Here is a 21,034-nt window from a genome sequence, read left to right on the forward strand (position 1 = left end):
CTACTCTCAGAAGCAAACAAAGTATTAAGCTGGAAAATAAAATGTTAGACTCAGGAAACAAAGCATTGGATTGAAAAAATAAAGTTATAGACTGGTAAGCTGGCGAAACTCGGTAGCATGGTGCTACCCAGCTTCGCCAGCTGCCGCATCGAGCGGTGGTAGCGCACGTTCTAGTCGCTTGGATTTTCCGAATTTGCTTTGAGGTCCAGTCGTACATCGAAAATACTTAGATAAATGAATTCGTAAATAAGAAATTGGGAATTATACAATTTCTATTATATCTTCTGAAACTCCATAAGCGTTAGCAAGCGCCTCTGCCACTTCCTTTTCAGAGTGATATTCGTCATTATTCACTTTATCTTGATCATCGTATAATTGCTCATCATCTTCCCCGAATAACATGACATGCTCAATTCGATATATACCTAACATTTCTTCTGGTTGTTCGATTGATAACTCAATGCGTTCTATTTTTCCAATAACATCTGGTAAGCAACTGTCATCTATAGCCCATACCTCACCATGACTTACAATAATTGTTCCATCACCTGTATACTCATCTACTTTTGTCATAACCAATCTCCTTTCTGATGTATTTTATAGTACATTTTCTAATTTTTATTATATCTGAAAATCGGGAATTCCTATATATTTTATTTCTCGGGAATGTAGGCTGTTGCGTTTCTGATTGCTTTCAAAGAAAACAAAATATTAGACTGAAAAAATAAAGTTGTAGACTGGTATGACGGACTGAACAGCAGCAGCCAGGTGTTTCCGGGCTTTGCTGGCCACGAAACAGTATCGGATCAAGCAGTTAGAGCTCCAGTCTACTACTTATTTTTCAGAACCGAACCATAGCGGTATGTATTCCGGACACGTGATCTGCTGTTTAATATAAGGTTTTGTACAGCGAAAGATCAAACCTTCTCGATAACAGCAATGAATGTCTATAAAAATATTATTATGGAAAAAATACATTAAGCTGTCCTATTAAATCAGGATGGCTTTTTTAAATGGAGGCAGAAAAATAAATACATCTTAATCTCTACCTCTCTCATGTGGAGTTTGTTATTTACTTTTAGAAATACGATAGCAGTTGTATGTTCAAATATGCTACTCAAATAAAAGAATCTATTAGCGTTAATAAATCAAATACAATTTAAAGATCTTTTGTGAAAAAGGATATACATAGATTGTTTAGAAAGGATATCTAGTTATATGTAGAAAAATTACATTATATGAGGATTAATGTTAGAATGGGATATGAACAGTAAGTCTTTGTATCTATAATTTTAGATCAAATTGAATAGGAGGTTGATAAAGTATATACCTTCTGGTAGTTTATTACTTTTCAAAAATCAGTCCAGAAAAGAGATGAATATTCATGGAATCACCTTATATATCCAGGGTTAAAATTGAAAATTATCGTAATTTTGAATTTGTTGATGTTCAACTTAAAGATAAGCAGGTTTTAATTGGTGAAAACAATGTTGGTAAAACGAATTTTCTCAGAGCAATTCAACTAATCCTTGATCCTAACCTCAGTGATCAAGAACGCTTTCTAGAGGATATTGATTTTTATAATGGTTTAAAATCCCCCATGGAGTTAGGAGCAATTATTGAGATTGTAATAGAGATTAAAAGCTTTAGTCACAATAAAAATTTACTGTGTCAACTAAGTGATGCTACTGTAAAAGCAAGCCCGGATACGTTAAGGCTTACATATCGATATTTCCCTCGAATTAGAGAAGATGGGAGCATTGAGGGATATATCTTTAAGATTTTCAAAGGTGAAAATGAAGATAATGAGTTCACTCATATTGACCGGAAATATCTTAACATAAAAGTTATTAAAGCTCTGCGAGATGTGGAGGCTGAAATAAAAAACTCACGAAAATCGCCTTTAAGTGTACTACTTAAAGCTTATGACATTGAAAAGGCTAAGCTAGATGTAATAGCAAAAAATATAAAATCACAGAATGATCAAGTATTAAGCTTAGGTGAACTGAAAGATTTAAACAGAAGAATAGATAATCGATTTAAAGAATTCATCGATTTTAATCCGGATTCTGTTGAACTTGGTACAAATGAAGTTAATACTAATCGAATTTTAACTACATTAAAAGTACTTCTCGGTGGTAGAACCGTAAGTGATACATCTTTGGGATTAACTAATATTTTGTATATAACTTTAATGTTACTGGCAATTGAAGATAAAACGATTCCTACTTTTATAAATTCTATTTTATATCAAGGATTAAGAGGAAAAGATAAAGAGGGAATCTTACAAAAAGCATATAAATCAGATGGAAATGGAAATTACATATTAGTGAATAAAATAAGTTCCACGCTTGAATCTAAACTATATGAGTTTATGGATATGCACAATCCAATAGATGAAGGGGCGACTATCCTAGCAATTGAAGAACCCGAAGCTCATTTGCATCCAGCAATTCAACGTTCTATTTACAAGGATGTCTTTAGTCGATCAACTAATTCTGTAATAATGACAACTCATTCAACTCATATAGCCTCTATCACACCACTGGAATCGCTTATGCACCTTTATAGAGGAAGCAAAGGAGCCACTAAAGCACTTTCAAGTGCTGAACTATCGTTAAGTGAAGAAGAATATGCTGATTTAGCAAGATATATAGATGCTAACCGAGGCGAGATTTATTTTGGAAAAGGTGTCCTGCTTGTTGAAGGGATTACAGAGGAATATTTAGTTCCAGTATTTTCCGATCTATTGGGAAAGACACTTGATTATAAAGGTATTTTTGTTTGTAATATTAACTCCACTAATTTTTCACCGTATATTAAACTACTTGGACAGCTGGGAATTCCATATGCAGTTATAACTGATGGGGATTACTATGAGGTACTTAATAAAGAAAGAGAATATCATATTCTAGATCAAAAATCCGATAATGATTCTGGCTATTTAGGGTTAGAAATTGTAAAGAAACTAGTTGTTGAGAATGATATACTGACATCTTCTGAAATTCCGACGGAAGTTAATGCTATGGATGAACTATTTCGGAAGAAGGGTTTCTTCGTCGGTTTTTATACAGCTGAAGTAGACATCATGGAAAAATGCTATAAAGATAATGTGAGTAGAGATGCAATAAGTAAGATTTTTGATGATTTGACTGCAGGGGGAGACCAGCAGAAAAAGAATTTTTCAGCAAATCTTATAAAGGGAGACTTTTACGCTTGTCTGCGACAGATTGAATCTTCGCACAGCAGAATTGGTAAAGGTAGATTTGCTCAACGTTTAGCTCAACACTGTACTTTGAGTCATATGCCGGAGCATATTGAGCAGGCAATTGATTATATTTGCAAGAAAGTTGAGGAAATGGAATCAAATGGAGACTATGTATGAGAAAAAACTTACTCAAATAAGAAAAGATCAACAACAATATGATGCGTTTAGTTCACTTGAAAATACAGTAGTACTTGCGGGACCAGGAAGTGGGAAAACGACAGTATTAACTTTAAAAATAATGAAACTCCTTTCTGAAATTATTAAACCTCCTAGAGGGCTAGCATGCTTAACCTATAGTAATGAAGCTGCTAAGGAATTTAAAAAACGTTTAAAACAAATAGGTCTCAAAGAAAGAGGAAATGTTTTCTTAGGGACAGTCCATTCATTTTGTATCGCTGAAGTAATCACAAAATTCGCTCATTTATATCCACAATATAACATTCCCCTGCCTCTCAAAATTATATCTACAAAAAAGAAAAACCAATTATTTCAACGAGTTAAAGAAGAATTAAATATTTCAGAAAAAGAACTAAGTCTAACAGAAATGGATAGTGAACGAAGTATTAATATTAAGGGCAGATCCCGGGTCAATATACCTTCATTTGATCTGGCATTAAAGGCTGCAAACTTATTTGAACAGAAGCTTAGGGCTTCTAATTATGTGGATTTTTCAGCTATCATAAATTACGCAACGCAATTAATACAAAACGAAGAGTTTGTCAGAAAAAGCCTAGAGGCAAAGTTTCCTTGGATATTAATAGATGAGTATCAGGATCTAGGTAAACCTCTTCATGAAATGATTCTTTCATTAATGGAGGGTACAAAAAGCTTCTTTTTTGCTGTGGGAGACCCTGATCAATCAATCTATGGGTTTAATGGGGCGGTTCCAGATTACTTATTGGAATTAGCCCAGCTACCTAACGTAAAGGAAATAAAATTACAGACTAACTACCGAAGTAATCAGGATATTATTGATGCGTCTGAAATTGCCCTAAGTCCAAGTACTGGACGCAATTATAAAGCAGGAACAAGGGGAGATGAAAAAGCTCAATTTAGTTTTAAAGTGTGTGAGAGGGATATGAACGATCAATATAATTATGTTGTCAGTGAGGTAATCCCACAAAATCTAGCATTAGGAGTACCTATTGAGGAAATTGTAGTTCTTGTCGCTTATAAATATCAGGTGAAAGACCTAGGTGAAGTGCTTGATAATGCAGGAATTCCTTATTATGTTGCTAAACATGAATTTGAGCGTACACATGTTGTAGCTTGGTTAGAGGATTGTGTTAATTGGTTGATTAATCCTGAACAGATATCTTTTGATTCGATTTTTTCATTTTGGAGAAGCTTCTTAACTCGACATGGAGTAGATGTGTCTGGTTCACGCATAATACTTGAGAAAAGGAGACTCTACGATTTATTAAAAAGAAGTGTAGTTGATAGTGAACAACTTGTAGATTGGATTCAGTGGATGCTAGAAACTACGGATTTAAAGAAGATTCTGAAAAGTACTGACGTATATCCGGATGAACACGATAATTTAGACAATTTATTAAAAGTTGCTAAAGAAGGAAGGTTTGTAGGCTTCACCCTTCGAGAGTTTAGTCAGTTGGGTAAACCTGTGAACCAAGTAACTATTAGTACTCGCCATTCATCAAAGGGCTTAGAATTTGAAACAATTGTTTTATTAGGAATGGAAGAAGGTAATTTTCCTAGCTTCAGAAGCACAACTGAAAGGAAAATGAAGGAAGAGCACCGTATCTTTTTTGTTTGTGTCAGTAGAGCTAAAAGTCGATGTTACCTTGTAAGATCAAAATTACAAAAAGGATATGTAAAGAAGCCGTCGCGTTTCTGGACTAACCTTTATAATTGGAATACTCAACGTTTGAAACAAATTGAATCACAGTAACCTACTTTATTATGTTGCATTTTCCCTAATATAATTCAATGTCTTCAAATTATGCATTTTGAGAGCCGATCATTTTTTTGAACGTATTCTTTACTTTGTATAGGCGTGAGTATTAGGTTGTAAAGAATACCTTTAGCTGATGTAAAGAGAGAATATATTATTAGTCTGGAGTTGTTGATATGACGCGGTTTTAAGTTATGAAAATCGACAGGTTTTGAGAAATAAGCTTTAGACTGAGTCTTTAAGTGACTCTACAAAAAGAATCAAACGGGATATTAAAGTATTAGACCGAGTAGCATCAAGCAGCTGCTCACGAATGCTCTACTGCCATTGCCTCGCAATTTTATTTACGGATTTTTTTCAGAGCAAACTATGATAAGTATATATTTCCGGAAAGCGAGGTTTTCATATGCCCATAACCCAAGTTCTTCATCAATCCGTATCTACTTATCCATCCTCACTTCTTTGAAAAGATGTATTCTCATGTGTAACTGATTTTGGTTCTCTGGATTTTGAAGAAATGCTGGAAGTGAAGTTCAACAAACTGAGGACAAACTTAATGTTACTCGTCTCCTACGGTTGGGTATTTATCACACTACTAAGCAACTTCAATTGTCTAATATCTTTATTCCCATCACCGAGGATAATAAAGGTTACGGCTTTGGATTGCTCCATGAGATCTTAACTATAGCTAATACTAATGGCTCCAAGCTATTCATTGTAGATATGGTCCATTCTTTTTAAAGTCGTATGTTTTCTAAAGGTGCGATAGCAGTCGTAGAAGTCGATGATGAAACGGAGCTACTATCGCATCGATCTTAGCATTTTAGAGTCGTCCTTTTTGGGGACGACTCTTTTTCTTTATCATCAAGCCAGGTAGAAGTTGACGAACCAGTCTAAAACTTTATTTGCTTAATTTAATACTTTATTTTCTGAGTCTAACACTTTATTTGTCATTAATTAGACTATTATAAATAGTGGATAGTATGTTCAATTTATGAGCATATATCCACTATATTTATAATGATAGATTCATTATTTAGACGTCGAAGTTACTGATTTACAATGTATATAATGTAAAGAATGCAACATATGATTCTATTTGTGGAGGGCGTAGCCCATAGCGGGAGGCGTAGATAGGTTAAAAACCGAGCGTAATCAATTAATGTTGGAAGGTGAAGTCGATGCCAGTACAAGAAGTTATCCTATAGGATAACAACAAACGTTACATGTTGATAGATGGAACCTGTTTTGAAATACCTAAAATACTTAGACAATACGGGAAAAAGTAGAAATACGCAGAAAACAGATTTACGAAAAATTTTAGTTGCACTTCATTGAAAGGTAAGAAAAGTAACATTCCGCAAAAAATATCAAAACCGAGCGTTTCATCTGTCGTACAGTGATAATATCTCTATGGAGGCATTAATGTGAACTATAAGGATTCGGTAATCAAGGCCATTTCCTATATTGAAAATCATCTTACCCATGAGAGTTTAAGCGCCAAGGTTTTGGAAGCTGCCGGCTATTCGCCTTACCATTTTCACAGGATCTTCCTATCAGTTACTCTATGCTCCGTCTCAGAGTACATACGCAAGCGGAGATTGACGCAAGGGGCATACGATTTATTTCATACCAACCAAAGGATCATAGATATTGCGATCCAGTACCGATTCGAGTCCCAGGAATCCTTCGCCCGAGCCTTGCGGAAAATGTTCTCCATCTCGCCAGGACAATTTCGCAAGCAAAGGGACATGAAGGACACGTTGTTCCGGGCCATGGAGAAGCTTCCTTTGGATGAAGTGGGGCTGTAACATTTGCATAAGGGCTTTTCCCTCGTGCCAGCTTTTGTCTGCCTGAACAATCTGCATTTGGTCGGCATGTCGATACCGGGTGTCAATTCGGACGAGGTCGGAATGCTATGGCGGAGCTTTAGGCAGCGTGTGTTTGAAATTAAGCGAAAGCCGGATACGGAAGGCATATTTTATGCGGTCATTGAACTTACGGGCGAGCAATGGGAAGTCACTTATACCGCTTGTGTCGAGGCGACCAGCGAGGAGAGTACGGTTCTCTTGGGAATGGTCGCTAAGCTGCTACCAGCGGCAACTTATGCGGTTTTTACTCATAAGGGGACATTAGGGAGACACAACGAAACGTTCCAATACATTTACGAAACGTGGTTACCCCAGTCAGGCAGCGTTCGTACGAATGCCCCGGAGTTCGCGCGTTACGACCAACGATATCTAGGACCGACGAACGAGGATTCGGTATTGGACATATATATTCCCGTTAGCTCGCCATCTTAGGAGCGTATCGCTCAAGGAGAGGAAGAAATCAAGATGAGCAAAAAAGCAGACATTAATGAAGGATACGCAGGATGCTATGAGGTACAAATTACAGAAAACTCATTGAGGGTGACCCTTCCTATGATCGTGATGTATCCGACAGACGCACCGGAACAGGCTGATTGTCTAGGGCCGTACTCGTTGGAAGTGGCCAGAGAAGCAGCGCCGAGAGAGGGAAAGTTTAGTGAGGTCCTCATTTCACACGGTACAGGCGGTTCGCCGCTTGTGTACTGGTCGCTTGCTTGGCATTTGGCACGCAGCGGCTTTATCGTTGGCCTGCCCGAACATCCGCACAATAACCGCAACGATAATAGTTTGGAAGGTACGGCCCAAAACCTCACCTATCGACCCCAGCACCTTCGCATGGCAGCCGACTGGTTTTTTGAAGATGAGTTTAAGGGGCTTATCCAGCCGGGAAGCCTCTCGGTAATCTGGCATTTCATGGGCGGCTACACCGCGCTGGCAGCAGCTGGCGGCGTCTCGACCTCCTTCCCTGATGAGGGCCCGAATGGGAAGCCGCAGCAAATCGATGTACTTCGCGATTCGCGAATCCAGTCCCTGATTTTGCTGGCCCCGGTGTCCGTTTGGTTCCGGAATGAGGGGCATTAAGCGACGTTCGTCTCCCCATTCTCATGCTGAACGCGGAGCGAGACCTGTACACACCTCCATTTCACGCACAGATCATCTTAAATGGTGTTGCCGAACCAAGGATGATTCGCTATCGGACGGTGGAGAATGCCGGACATTTTTCCTTCCTGAGTCCTTTCCCAGCTGCGATGATTTCACCCGCCTTTCCCCCTCACAGGACCCACCTGGCTTTGATCGCGTGAAATTTCACGAAACGCTAAAGACTGAGGTAGTAAAGTTTCTGTTGACTTATGATTAGGAAACGAAATGTATCGCAAGCGTAAAAGTATGCACTACCCATCGGGAGGGAAATATGATGTTCAATCAAAACGGGGTTTTTTTGACAGTACTGGCAAGTGGGGCTACATATTTCATTGGAAGCCGTTCGACAAAGGTAGAATCGGTGGGGTACTAAGCTAATGGGTAACGTTAGTTAAAAATAAAGGGTTCCACATATTAGTCATGCATAATATGTAGAGCTCTTTATTTTATTTGATTTCCTTAAGTTTAGGTCTTGATAATTTTCAGTCTAATATTTTGCTTTCTTCAGACAACTGATCCAATAGAACCCAAATTGTAAAAATGAAGTTGTTTACTGATTTGTTTTTTTTAAAATGAACCGATTCAGTTCCGTTGCTACGCCGGCGACGCGTTAGCCAGATTCACGGACAAGCTTAAATAAGTTTTTTTACGGATGATGTTAATAAACTGTGATGGTTTGTTGGGTACTTTACTAATGGCTTCGCTGGTGGAATTTGGTGCGAGACTGAGAATTGAGGTAGAATCCGTATTTTGCGTATGAGTTAAATATTCAATAAACATTGTAACACTCCGAACAAAGGCAGAAGCGGTACAGCCGCAATAAGCCGCGCAAGATACTGGCATTCACGATCTTTAAGGGGAAACCATGCTTAAGCTGCTTGCAGGGCGAAAGCTGGACGCGTTACGTGCATATGCTGAGCGACATCCCGATTTCTTGAACCTGAAACCGAAGGTGACGCCATGGATCTGGCTCAAACCTATCACGTCTGGATCAGCTAGCGATCAGCGATCCGGATCGCTGATCGCTTTCACGTTTTTGACTATGTCATTGAAAGTGTCCGGGCCGTTCAATCTACCCTTTCGCCTCGTACCAAAGTGATCTTGAGAGGTCGTCATCATCACTGGTAGATTCCTTACCGGAAAAGAGTAGAACTCAGTTAAACAAACTACTGGCCTCATTTTGCAGAGTTAATTATTCCAGAATACTCCAACATTCGACAAAATGAGTCTGTTATACTAAAAAAAACTGCTATTACAGGAATTCTTTTTGTACATGGGAGGGGATTTAATGATAGATAGAGTTAATGGGAATTATGAAGAAGATCCACTACTTACTACATTATCCAAGGATCCAGGAGATGAAACTCAGAAAAGGTTTAGATACCAACATACATTTACAGTTTTGATTTCTATACAAATGTTTGCTGGGAAAATTCCATATAAGGAATTGTACTGCGAACATCATGAAGATATTTTGGCAGTGAGAGAAGATGGTAAATACGATGGTTTGCAAATAAAAACAAGACAAGTAACCGATGGACTTTTTGAATTAAGGGATGCTGCCATAAAAAAGAGTCTCTTGAGATTTATCAAATTAGAATCTGATTTTGTAAATTCATTTTCTAACTTTATGATTATCTCTAATTGCCCCTTTCGTGAAGATGATTCTGCAAAAAGTTTGATTAACCTAGTGAAGCAAGTAAGTAACATTCCATTAATTTCGGATATTAAACCACGTGATTTACAAACCTATATTCATGAACTTGTAGAAGAGTCAGGGCTCTCGTTAGATGTTGTCTTGTCTACAATAAAAAAAATAAAAGTTTTAGTGGGCCCTGGTTTAGATGATATAGATGCAAAGATTATTAATGATCATTTAGGGAAGATTAACCAATGCATAGGAGCAAGCATTGAAAAATTAAGGATTATACATAGACGATTGTGTGAAAAGGTTTACTTTGCTTCTTCAAGATTTTTGGAGAATGGGGTATATGATTATGCTGCTCTGGCGTCTGGACAAGTAAATACTGTGGCAGAAGAAATAAATGCAAAGAGAATAACTAAACTAGCTGTTGAAAAGATTGTACAGGAGAACTTCAGCAAAAATCTTTTTTTAAATGCAAGATCAGATGCGACAGATATTATAAAAGCAAAATCTAATCACCTATTAAAACGTAAAATGTCTTCAGGTTTTATTGATTATGAGGAAATAGAGATAATGGATGATTTACGAACGGATGCAGAAGACTACTTTTTAACAAATAGTTTTAAAGCTGAAAATCGCCAAGAATATCTAAGTGAAATACAACAAATAAAAAAGATTGTCCTTAATCAATCTGTTGAAGCGAAATCAAGATGTAAAAAGGAAGGTGCACCTTATGGTACTGAAATGCTCCATTCAGTTGAGGATCGTTTAAGGGAAGTTTCTACAAATAGATCAAAAGATGTTTTTGGATGTCCATATGAAATTCTAAAAGGGTTAGTTGGTGTTCTTACAAATGAATGTAAAGTAGCTTTTAGTAAAGAGCCACCTGGAGGTTGGTTAAATAATGTCGATATCTCTAATTGAGCAAGTAATAATCCTGGATGAGCGAGACGAACTACATATCATCCGAATCCTAATTCTAATACATTCGCTTATAGGAAATAAAAAGGATAAAGTTACCGTTGAATTAACTAAACTAGCTAAAATGGATTTTTTGTTAAAATATCCGTCTGCATTGGATAGTGCGTTAACAAATTTAAATAAACAAAAGGATGTCAGTATTACAGAAGCTGAGAAAAATAATATAGAGACAAATATATTATCATTTAGATTTAGCCCATGGAGTTCTGATTTCAGAAGATTGATGGTACTTCTTAATGCAAAATCCTTAATAAAGTGGGAACGACGAGAAAGATATTTGGATATATATCAAACTCCGAAAGGGCTTGAATTATATAAGGAAGTTTTGAAATATACTGAATTTAAAAGTATGATCAAACAAAGCCAAGCAATAAAAACCAATATATCTAATTTATCTGGGATTAATTTAGATAGTTTACTCTCTAAGGTTCTTACAGAATTAACTTTGAGATGAGGAAATAAACAAATGGAAATTAACATAATTAATTTAACTGTAAGATGTCGAAAAGAAAATTTTGTGGTTAATTTTGCTGAGACTATCACGTACTTTTATGGAAAAATGGGAGCAGGAAAGTCAACAATACTAAGATTAATTGATTTTTGTTTAGGCAATGAATTGGTGGAAACACCTGCAATGCAGCAGGAATTCATTGGTGCTGATTTAAACTTGATTATTAATAGAAAATATGTAAACTTATCACGTGATAAAGGGTCAAATCAACTTAATGTGACATGGATTTTTCAAGGAACAGGTGAATCACTAAATGTAATTGCACCTGTTAATAGCCGATCAGATTCGAAAGAAATTATTCCTAATACTACGGTACAAACTCTGTCAGATTTATTATTCTACCTTTCTGATATGAAACCGCCAAAAGTTCGGAAAAGTAAAATCAAAGAAGATACTGAGTTAATCCGATTAAGTTTTAGAGATCTAATGTGGTATTGCTACTTAGATCAAGATACTATTGATAGTTCATTTTTCAATCTTGGACGAGAAGAACATGAATTTAAAAGACTAAAAAGCCGTGACGTTATGCGATTAATTCTTGGATTTCATCAGGAAAATGTTGCTCAACTTGAAACGGATTTGTTTGAAACAAGACGTAGAAAATCTACTCTGTATGAAACTGCAGTTCGAATCGATAGTTTCCTTAAAGATAGTAATATTGCAGATACAACAAAAATCGAGCTTGAGCTTCATGGTTTAGTATTGGATATAGAAAATAAACGGCTAGAACTAAATAATTTAACACAAAATCTCGTTAGAGAAAATTCACATGTTGTAGAACAATATAAACAAATAGCAAGACAACAATCAAAAGATTTAGAACACCTGTCAGTAGCGTACAACGACTTAACTGATCAACTTTCTAGAAGAGTGAAATTACAAAATGAATTTAACATAGCTGCCCTAAAAGTTAGTAGATCAACAATTGCGCAGAATTTACTTAGAGGAGTGGATTTTCACAGTTGCCCGCAGTGTGGACAAAATATTGAAGAAAGAGTTGTTGAGGAAAATACATGTAAATTGTGTTTACAAGAGTATCCCGACGATGTTCATAACAATGATGCAGAAATTATTCAATTGGATTTGAGAAATCGTCAGATTGAACTTAAGGAATCTATTAGTAAACTCGGAAGACAAAAAGACGCGATCGAGCGGGAGAAAGCATATATTACAGAAGAAAAAAATAATGTTGATAAAAGAATTACTGATTTGGAAAGAGAATATGACTCAGCATATCTAGCTGCTGCACGAGATATTGAAAGGCAGATTGGGGTACTTGAAGGTAGGAGGCAGGAATTGAGTAATTTATTGCCTTTGCCAATGAAAATCGCGCAGTTATATAAGGAAGTTGAAAGTCTAGCCGCGGAAGAACAACGGTTGAAAAACGAATTAGATGCAGCAAGACGTAATGCTGAACTTGATGCTACCAATTTAGATGAATTAAAATCTTTATTTTTAGAAAACCTGTCTTTAGTCGGATTTCCAGGTATTAATCTAAACGATTCTTTGGAGATCAATACTACAGATTTTATTCCTAGAATAACACGCTTTGGTGAAAATGAAATTTATACAACCGAATTTGCAAACTTAGGTAGTGGTGGTAAAAAAACAATTTATAAGAGTTGTTATATTCTTGCTATACATCGTTTAGCAACGAGGAAAAATATCGATCTGCCATCTTTTTTAATGATTGATACTCCTATGAAAAATATAAGTGAGAGGGAAAATAAGGATATTTTTGAGGGCTTTTATAAATTGATTTATAAGCTTTATTCTGGTGAACTTAAGGGAAAACAATTAATTGTGGTTGATAAGGAATTTTATAGTCCTAGCGAAACATTATATGAGGAATACTTTCAGAGTGATGAGAAACTAAAGGTAGTTCATATGACTCCAGATGAACCTGAAAATCCTCCATTAATTAAATATTATCGTGGGCATTAACTTATAAAAAAATGAATTGAATTTTCACTTGTGTAGTTTATAATTTTTATAAGAGATGCTACATATTTTCTTTTTAATGACAAAGTCAAAATTAGTTATGCCGAACCAATGTTAAAAAATAGGTTTCTAACTTATGAGTTGCGAGTAGTTGTATGATTACGAATTATCGATTTACAGATTGTTACAATCGTGATAATGTGAAACTACACTGATTGGAAGCACCTGAGTGTAGTCCGAAAGAATCGGCATAATGCCCTGTTAGCTTAGGCTGGCAGGGCGATTTCTTTATAATGGAATAATAGAATTGAGATAATTAATTTAAAGTCACGGACTATTGGAACCTATTGAAACTTTTTCCTCTCCGAAAAAATGCAATTAGGGAACAGGGCGGAATGTATAATTTTAATATATTTGATTAAGAGGAAGGTAATAATGTTGGGGGTTAGAAGAATGAAAAAAATAATTATTTCTATATTAATATTTGTTTTATTACAAAGTAGCGCTATTTTTGCTTGGGCTTTTTTAGACCCAAAGTTTTTTGTGGAAGGTTTCCCTATTTCAAGTTGGGGGATATATGTTCCAATCATGTCTCTAGTTTTTACAATTATTTTTATGATAGTAATGAGAAACAGGAGTTTCACTACATTACTTATTTTGGTCCCTATTTTTTCCTTTTACATGTTTGGAACAGTAGAGCCTTATTTTATCAACTTGGATCATCGAAAAACTGACTATGAATTTTACTTAAATACTAAACGATCGGGAGAGCCTAGTTCCTATTACTTTGTTTCTACTAGTAAATCAAATTATTTTGATCAGAATTTAGAGAAAAAGTTAATAAAGAAAATAAATGATGATATTCCGGAAAACTTTGTGGTAAGTCGAGTACAAACTGATAGCGAAGAACCAATCGTCTGGATTGAGGTTCTTAAACCTTCGTTTTTAATGGGAAGTTTATCTGAATTTGCTTATTTTGATATTGAAACCAATAGACTATCAAATTTTGTTACGGAGCAGCAAGTTTCAAAGGCTCTTAAAAAATATGGAGTAAATGTGTATCATTTCGACAGAAAAGAAACAATAATATCTAATGTTTTTATAAATGATATAAAGGGAGAGGTTAATATATTGAAAATTATTAAGTCTGACGGGAAATTGATTTTAAATTAATTAATAGTATAAAAGAATCTATACAAGAATTGCGTCAGGATGTTTGAGTAAGCATGATAAAGTATCTTTTTCGTATTAATAGGTCAGCCAGTTATTACTGGCTGACCTATTTTGAGGTCGGTTTACGATGGCTGGAGCCGGGAGTAAGTGTTTCTTTAGGGATTAGACCCCGCCACAATACTTTTCTCCAACTACCTCCAACGACTAAGTTTGAGCTGGTTGAGGTATTGGAGCTCTCATCACAAGTGATGCTATGGGTCTGAAACCATTGTGGAAATTACCGCTGCTTTATCAGAAGGAGTTGGTATGGGACCAACTATCGAATGTTTTTCTTGGAAGTCAGCAAGCAATTCCAGGATTATTAGACTCAGAGCACTCAATCTAAGCAAAGCCTCATGATTGTTTTCTCCCTCGGTGTATAATCGATTTATATCGCAAAAAAGTTGATTTCTCTGCTAAAGGTGCTTACTTACAATACTCAAATTAGATACAAATTATATCAAACCATGCTTATAAAGCATTACCGAATCTTGAAGTAATGAAGAGGAAATTTGATTGTTAAAAATTAATTACATAACTACTTGCTTTCGACTTAATGCGACATAATATTACAAATAATCCCTCTATTTTTATTTTTTTTAAAATTGTATACTGATATCACTAAAAAATAATAAGGAGGAAATATAAAGTTTAAAAGGTAAAATTTAAATTTATAACAAATTAAAACAACAATCATAACTTGAAAAGGTGTGGATGCACTTGAAGAGAATTTTGAACTTAATATTATCAATGATAGTACTACTAGGTGCTATCCCTAATCTCGCGTTCGCAGAGATTTCTAATTTTGGTGATTTGGATAAAATAACAAGTGCTTCTTTATCTACTAATTCTTATATTGTTAAGTTGAAAACAGAAGAGGACAAGGTAGACTTAGAGAATTTTATGTTGGGAATTGAGAATAAGACGGGCATAAAAAAAGTAAAAGAAGAATATGAAAATCTACCCTACCTCCTCCTTAATTTAACTTCTAAAGAAGTGAGTGATCTTGAGCGTAATCCAGGTATTTCATTCATTGAACTTGATAAAGAAATACAATTAACGGATATTGATCAACCCGCTGAAGATCTGGCACTTACCTCACCAATACATATAGAATCCAAAAATTCTTTTTCTAAGTTCATTGGAACCAATCAAAACGATATTGATCAAAGTAACGCAAATTTCCCCATCTCTAGTGAGAATTCTTTTGCAGACCAAACTGTTTCGAGTGTCACGTATGATACTTACATTAATCAGCCAGAAACAGTAGATAATTTGGTATACGGAATTGACTTTTTTTCATGGGGGCATAAAAAACTAAAAGTTAAAGAGTTACATGAAAGAGATATAAAAGGAAGTGGAGTACGAGTAGCTATTTTTGATACAGGTGTCGACATGAATCACGATGACCTTGAGCTTGCTGGTGGGGTCTCTTTTGTTGGAAATTCCTATGATGATGATAATGGTCACGGTACTAAGATGGCTGGAATTATTCAGGCGAAGATAAATAATTTTGGAATTGGTGGCCTAGCTCCAAATGTTGATTTATATGCAGTGAAAATGCTTGATCAATCTGGAAAGGGAACGTACAGTAACGTCATACATGCCATTGATTGGGCAATAGAAAATAATATAAATATTATAAATATGAGTATAACTGGATTTGAATTCAGTAAATCAATGAAAGATGCTACTCAGCGAGCTTGGGATGCTGGCATCCTTATAGTTGGAGCTTCAGGTAATTCTAATAGTCCTAAGGTCTCTTATCCTTCTGGTTATCGAACAGTAATGTCAGTTGGTGCAGTTACTTATGGTATGGAAAAAGCTCCTTTCTCCAATTATGGGGCGGGACTTGATATCTCTGCTCCAGGAGAGGGGATAATTACTACTTCTATAGGAAATAAGTATGAATCTGCCTCTGGTACTTCTGTTGCTGCATCCTTTGTTTCGGCAGCTGCAGCCGAAGTTTGGTCCTCTCATCCAGACTGGGATGTTTTAAAGATAAGAAAAGCTCTGTTAGACTCCGCCGAAAGTATCGGTGATAAAGAGTTATTTGGGTACGGACTTGTTGACCCTCTGTCTGCCATCGACGAAAATTTTATTCGAAATACAACCATTGATCCATCTGGTATTGAGGAAGGAGATGGTGATCCTGATGGAGAAGTTGAGATTTCTACTACTGATGTATCTGCAAATCCTTCTATAATAGAATTAGGTGATACCTCAACAATAAAGTTTAACTACAAAGACAAGGCACATCCAACAGTTATTACAGTGTATAGATACATTACAGGTTATGGTTATGTACAAATAGGTGATGAAATTTACATAAATACGAGACAAATTGAAGGACAGTGGACATTTAGACCAGAATATCTTGGGAACTATAAAATTCATGTAGCACCGAACGATAGAGATAATATCTTCGGTGACGATGCATTCGTTACAGTAAAAGAGCCAGCATCTCTGGAGAGTCCTTCTAATTTAAGAGTAACTTCAACAGAGTCAACTATTACGCTTAGTTGGGACAGTGTAAATGGGGCTACTTCATATAAAGCGTTAGTCTATGGCCAATCAGAAACGACTTTACCAATAGGTAGAAATTCTATTACATTCGATCAAAATTTAAACCCTAATACGTTATATCGAGTAGGAGTTGCAGCAGTAAATTCAAAGAGCCAAAGTGAATATAGTATCAAAAGTGTAACTACTCAGAAAGAGACAGTGATTGTCATTGCTGGAATGGCTGCATCAGCGGCATTTTATCAAGGTAATCAGATTTGGAAACCTAGATATTCTCACCTTTATGGCGATGTAGGACTTTTGAAAGTGGATTCAAATGGAGAGGCTTTAAATTCGGACGTTACTTTCAAAAATAGTGAATATCCAACTGGCCAACCATTGCTAGAGTTCTATGGCCCATTAATTGAATATTTAAAAACAGATTATAATGTTGTTCCTTTTGGATATGATTTTCGACGAAATAATGAAATGGCTGCCCAAGAGTTGAAAACACTAATTAATAGTTTAAATGTAAAAAAAGTAAGTATAGTCGGACATAGTATGGGGGGGCTAGTTGCTACAAAATATATTCAAAATGCACGTTCTGTGGGTGAAGATGATAAAGTGAGAAAGCTTATCACTTTAGGGACACCCTATCTTGGGGCCCCAAAAGCATACGCTACAATGAATAGTGGTTTCTTTCTATCTAGTATTGATAAGACTCCATTAAAAGATAAAGCTGGTGACCTACTTCTCCGTAATTTTTTAATGGGGCTTGCTAAAAATTCCGTTGGTGTAAATGAATTACTCCCTACCCAGAATTATTTTTTATCTAATCAATATTATATAAAGAAAAGAACAGATAAAGAGTGGGATTACACTAAAACTTTTACCCCAATGAGTAGCTATTCGACTACAAAAAGTTTTCTTAACTCAGATATAAGTAGTCCAATTTTTAATTCTTATATCTATAATAAATCAGAGTCATTTCATAACCAACTTGATATTATCAACACCTTAAACTCTATTCGAAATAAATTGTATATTATCGCAGGCTATAACTTAGAAACACCGGGTATTATCATTCCTCGCTTTCTTAAAGGCGTAAATGGATTGGAAACTTTCATAGAAAATGATATGGATCCAGTTAATGGCGATAAAACGGTTCCTTTGTGGAGTGCTTCGGTAGCTGAGAATTTTCAAAGTAGAATGTATTATGCAATGCAGGTGGAACACTCGGACTTACCTAAAGATGCTAAAGTTCAAGCGCAAGTTAAGAATATTTTAGCTGGTGGAAGTGCGGATATATTAACCAGATCTATTGCCAAGACCAAGACTTTGAAGATCAAGGTTGAGAACCCAGTAAACAATACTAATGGAAATAATAAAATGTTGAAAAGTTCAAATTTCCAAACCAACTCTATAAATAGTACATCTGATAGTTTGATAGATTTGAATGTATATGACATTAATGGTGCTCATCTCGGACCAAACCCTGATGGTAGTATTGATGATGAAGTGAATACTGGCAGTTATTATGAAAGTGGCGTTTTGAGATATGCATTATTAAATGAGGATAACTATCAGGTTAAGCTTTTAGGAACTGGAAATGGTTCAATTACATATACAGTCCAACAATTTGATAAATCAGACTATAAGGAGAAGACGTACCGTTTTGATAATGTTTCAGTAACACCAACAACAATTATTAGTTCAAATACAAACTTTAATCAAGGGATAGTATTGAATGTAGACGTAGATGGTGATGGTACAATAGATAAAATTATTCAGCCCTCTGTTGTATTAAATGGTGCTCAAAGCCAAGACGAGGATCCGCCGGAAACGATTATTTCTCATGATGGAATGACGAATGATGATTGGAATAGATCAAATGTTAATGTAACTCTTCAAGCTCACGATAATGTTAATGGTATAATGAATATTCAATATACTATTAACGACAATCCTATATTCTCAATATACGACAGACCTATCCTTCTTGACAGAGATGGAATATACACAATTAAAGCTTATTCGACTGATAATAATCTAAACCCTTCCAGTTTTGTTAGTAAAGAAATTCGAATCGATAAGACAGCTCCAGAAAAGCCTGTTATTGAATACCATCCAATTGATTGGACTAATGAAGATGCACACTTTACCGTTATTAACGGAAACGATTTATTAAGCGGAACTAAGAAAAGTCAGTATAAAATAGGAAACGGTCCATGGATTGATTTTAATTCAGAAACCGTAATTTCTGAGGAGGGTATAACTTCTATATCCGCCCGTTCAATTGATAACGCAGGCAATATAAGTGATATCACTGAAGTTATTGTTTATATCGATAAGACAGCCCCTAATGCACCGGAAATTGTACTCAGTCATCAGGATTGGTCTCCTGAGAATGTTACGTTTTATATTGATAAACCTGACGATGCTCTTAGTGGTGTGAAATATTTTCAGTATCGTCTTGGCACGACTGGTCCATGGATGAAATTTAATGAACCAGTTGTTATTTCAAATGAAGGTGAAACGCTTGTTTATGCAAGGGCAGTAGATATGGCCGGGAATAAAAGTAATGAAACTTTTGCTGTAGTAAAAGTTGACAAGACGCCCCCATCGGTCCCTCAGATAAATGCTGATACTCTAGAATGGATCAATACAGATGTGAATTTCTCGATTGTTCCTGGAGTTGACTTGTTGAGCGGCGTTAGTAGGACAGAATATAAAATAAATACTGGTGCATGGATTGAATATAAGGACCTTCCTATTAAGCTAACAGAAGAGGGAGTCTATCATGTATCCGCTAGATCTATTGATTTAGTAGGAAATATTAGCGATGAAGCCTTGGCTGTTATTAAAATCGATAAAACTCCACCGAGTAAAGCTACCATTACATTAAGTAATACAAAATGGACACAAGATGATGTTAAAGTTACCATTACTGATGGAGTCGATACATTAAGTGGTGTTAAAAAAAGCCAATATAAAATTAATCAGGGGGATTGGGTAGATTACACATCTATCGTTACTCTGCATGACGAAGGAATCAGTACAGTTTATGCTAGAACAATAGATTTGGCCGGAAACATAAGTGATGAAGTATACGCCAAGGTTTATATTGACAGAACACCTCCTAACAAACCAACTGATTTGACAGTACTCCCATTTTTAACGGGAAAAGGTTTGACATCAGTTACTTTAACTTGGGGTGAATCAATAGATCCAATCGGTGAAATAAAAGAATACGAAATTTATATGGATTCCAAATTAATTGGATCCACTACTAATTTGAATTTTACTATTAAAGATCTGAAAACAGATTCGCTATATAATTTTTATGTTGTAGCAAAGGATGAGGCTGGTAATTCTTCAGAACAAAGTAACGCTATTGATGTTTATACAAGGCGTACAATGATTCAAGCATCAGGGAACCAAAGCTTTCTGTTAAAATCAGAGCGAGATGGTACTTTATCTGCTTGGGGATCTAACAGTTATGGGCAATTAGGTGATGGTACAAAATACACTAAAACTACTGCTACTGATATTCCTTTGTTAAGTGGTATTGCGTCAATTTCTGCTGGAGATCAGCACACCGTTGCTGTGAAGAACGATGGTAGCGTGGTGGCATGGGGCTATAATTATGCCGGTCAACTGGGTGATGGAACAACCACTCAGCGCAGCGTGCCTGTAGCAGTTAGTGGATTGACGAGTGGCTTTATTGGGGTAGCAGCGGGCTCAAGCCAAAGCTTTGCCTTGAAAGGGGATGGCACGGTCTGGGGATGGGGTCAAGGATACGGAAGTACCCCGGTATCCATTAGTGGCCTGAACGGAATCGTTGCGATTGCGTCAAGCAGTACGAAAGGAATGGCCCTAAAAAGTGACGGCACAGTTTGGACCTGGTCGACCGGAGTTGCGGTAAGCCAAGTTTCCGGGCTGAGCGGAATCACAGCGATCGCCCTGGGCAACGGACAATACCTGGCCCTGAAAGGGGACGGGACAGTATGGTCCTGGGGAACAAGCGACAATGGCGAACTGGGCAGTGGAA

At 36.2% G+C, this 21,034-nt stretch carries 10 protein-coding genes and 2 pseudogenes; 11 read left to right on the forward strand and 1 reads right to left on the reverse strand.

The features are described from left to right. Positions 1 to 261: 261 nt before the first annotated feature. Positions 262 to 573: a hypothetical protein gene (locus AC3Y23_RS25590; RefSeq protein WP_379204444.1), complete on the reverse strand. Its 312-nt coding sequence runs from the start codon at positions 571 to 573 to the stop codon at positions 262 to 264. A gap of 811 nt (positions 574 to 1,384) precedes the next feature. Between AC3Y23_RS25590 and AC3Y23_RS25595 the strand changes: the two genes are divergently transcribed. From AC3Y23_RS25595 to AC3Y23_RS25645, 11 genes and pseudogenes are all read left to right on the forward strand, one after another. After that, positions 1,385 to 3,385: an ATP-dependent nuclease gene (locus tag AC3Y23_RS25595; RefSeq protein WP_379204446.1), complete on the forward strand. Its 2,001-nt coding sequence runs from the start codon at positions 1,385 to 1,387 to the stop codon at positions 3,383 to 3,385. Next, on the forward strand, positions 3,369 to 5,177 hold the full coding sequence (locus AC3Y23_RS25600; RefSeq protein ID WP_379204448.1) for an ATP-dependent helicase: 1,809 nt from the start codon (positions 3,369 to 3,371) through the stop codon (positions 5,175 to 5,177). Before AC3Y23_RS25595 ends, AC3Y23_RS25600 begins: the two co-directional genes overlap by 17 nt. A gap of 1,184 nt (positions 5,178 to 6,361) precedes the next feature. Continuing rightward, positions 6,362 to 6,485 (forward strand): annotated as a pseudogene (locus AC3Y23_RS25605) (tyrosine-type recombinase/integrase); the annotation flags it as partial. A 122-nt stretch (positions 6,486 to 6,607) separates the two neighbouring features. Continuing rightward, positions 6,608 to 6,991, forward strand: a complete 384-nt coding sequence (locus AC3Y23_RS25610) for a helix-turn-helix domain-containing protein (RefSeq protein ID WP_379204450.1) — start codon at positions 6,608 to 6,610, stop codon at positions 6,989 to 6,991. A gap of 24 nt (positions 6,992 to 7,015) precedes the next feature. Beyond that, complete coding sequence (locus AC3Y23_RS25615; RefSeq protein ID WP_379204452.1) at positions 7,016 to 7,483, forward strand: GyrI-like domain-containing protein; 468 nt, start codon at positions 7,016 to 7,018, stop codon at positions 7,481 to 7,483. Positions 7,484 to 7,516: 33 nt separating this feature from the next. Beyond that, positions 7,517 to 8,408: pseudogene (locus AC3Y23_RS25620) on the forward strand (alpha/beta hydrolase family protein). 1,071 nt (positions 8,409 to 9,479) lie between these two features. After that, the gene (locus AC3Y23_RS25625) at positions 9,480 to 10,760 is read left to right on the forward strand and encodes a dsDNA nuclease domain-containing protein (RefSeq protein ID WP_379204454.1); all 1,281 of its coding nucleotides are present in this window, start codon (positions 9,480 to 9,482) and stop codon (positions 10,758 to 10,760) included. Continuing rightward, positions 10,741 to 11,271: a hypothetical protein gene (locus AC3Y23_RS25630; protein ID WP_379204456.1), complete on the forward strand. Its 531-nt coding sequence runs from the start codon at positions 10,741 to 10,743 to the stop codon at positions 11,269 to 11,271. Before AC3Y23_RS25625 ends, AC3Y23_RS25630 begins: the two co-directional genes overlap by 20 nt. Positions 11,272 to 11,283: 12 nt before the next feature. Further along, positions 11,284 to 13,272: an AAA family ATPase gene (locus AC3Y23_RS25635; protein ID WP_379204458.1), complete on the forward strand. Its 1,989-nt coding sequence runs from the start codon at positions 11,284 to 11,286 to the stop codon at positions 13,270 to 13,272. A gap of 450 nt (positions 13,273 to 13,722) precedes the next feature. After that, complete coding sequence (locus tag AC3Y23_RS25640) at positions 13,723 to 14,442, forward strand: hypothetical protein (protein ID WP_379204461.1); 720 nt, start codon at positions 13,723 to 13,725, stop codon at positions 14,440 to 14,442. Positions 14,443 to 15,231: 789 nt separating this feature from the next. Next, on the forward strand, positions 15,232 to 21,034 hold a 5,803-nt coding region (locus AC3Y23_RS25645), incomplete at its 3' end, for an alpha/beta fold hydrolase (RefSeq protein WP_379204463.1).

This window comes from Paenibacillus sp. MAHUQ-45, from assembly GCF_058133325.1.

Coding starts and splice junctions, on each gene's coding strand:
- AC3Y23_RS25590 (WP_379204444.1), bottom strand. CDS start 573: ATGACAAAAGTAGATGAGTATACAGGTGATGGAACAATTATTGTAAGT.
- AC3Y23_RS25595 (WP_379204446.1), top strand. CDS start 1,385: ATGGAATCACCTTATATATCCAGGGTTAAAATTGAAAATTATCGTAAT.
- AC3Y23_RS25600 (WP_379204448.1), top strand. CDS start 3,369: ATGGAGACTATGTATGAGAAAAAACTTACTCAAATAAGAAAAGATCAA.
- AC3Y23_RS25625 (WP_379204454.1), top strand. CDS start 9,480: ATGATAGATAGAGTTAATGGGAATTATGAAGAAGATCCACTACTTACT.
- AC3Y23_RS25630 (WP_379204456.1), top strand. CDS start 10,741: ATGTCGATATCTCTAATTGAGCAAGTAATAATCCTGGATGAGCGAGAC.
- AC3Y23_RS25635 (WP_379204458.1), top strand. CDS start 11,284: ATGGAAATTAACATAATTAATTTAACTGTAAGATGTCGAAAAGAAAAT.
- AC3Y23_RS25640 (WP_379204461.1), top strand. CDS start 13,723: ATGAAAAAAATAATTATTTCTATATTAATATTTGTTTTATTACAAAGT.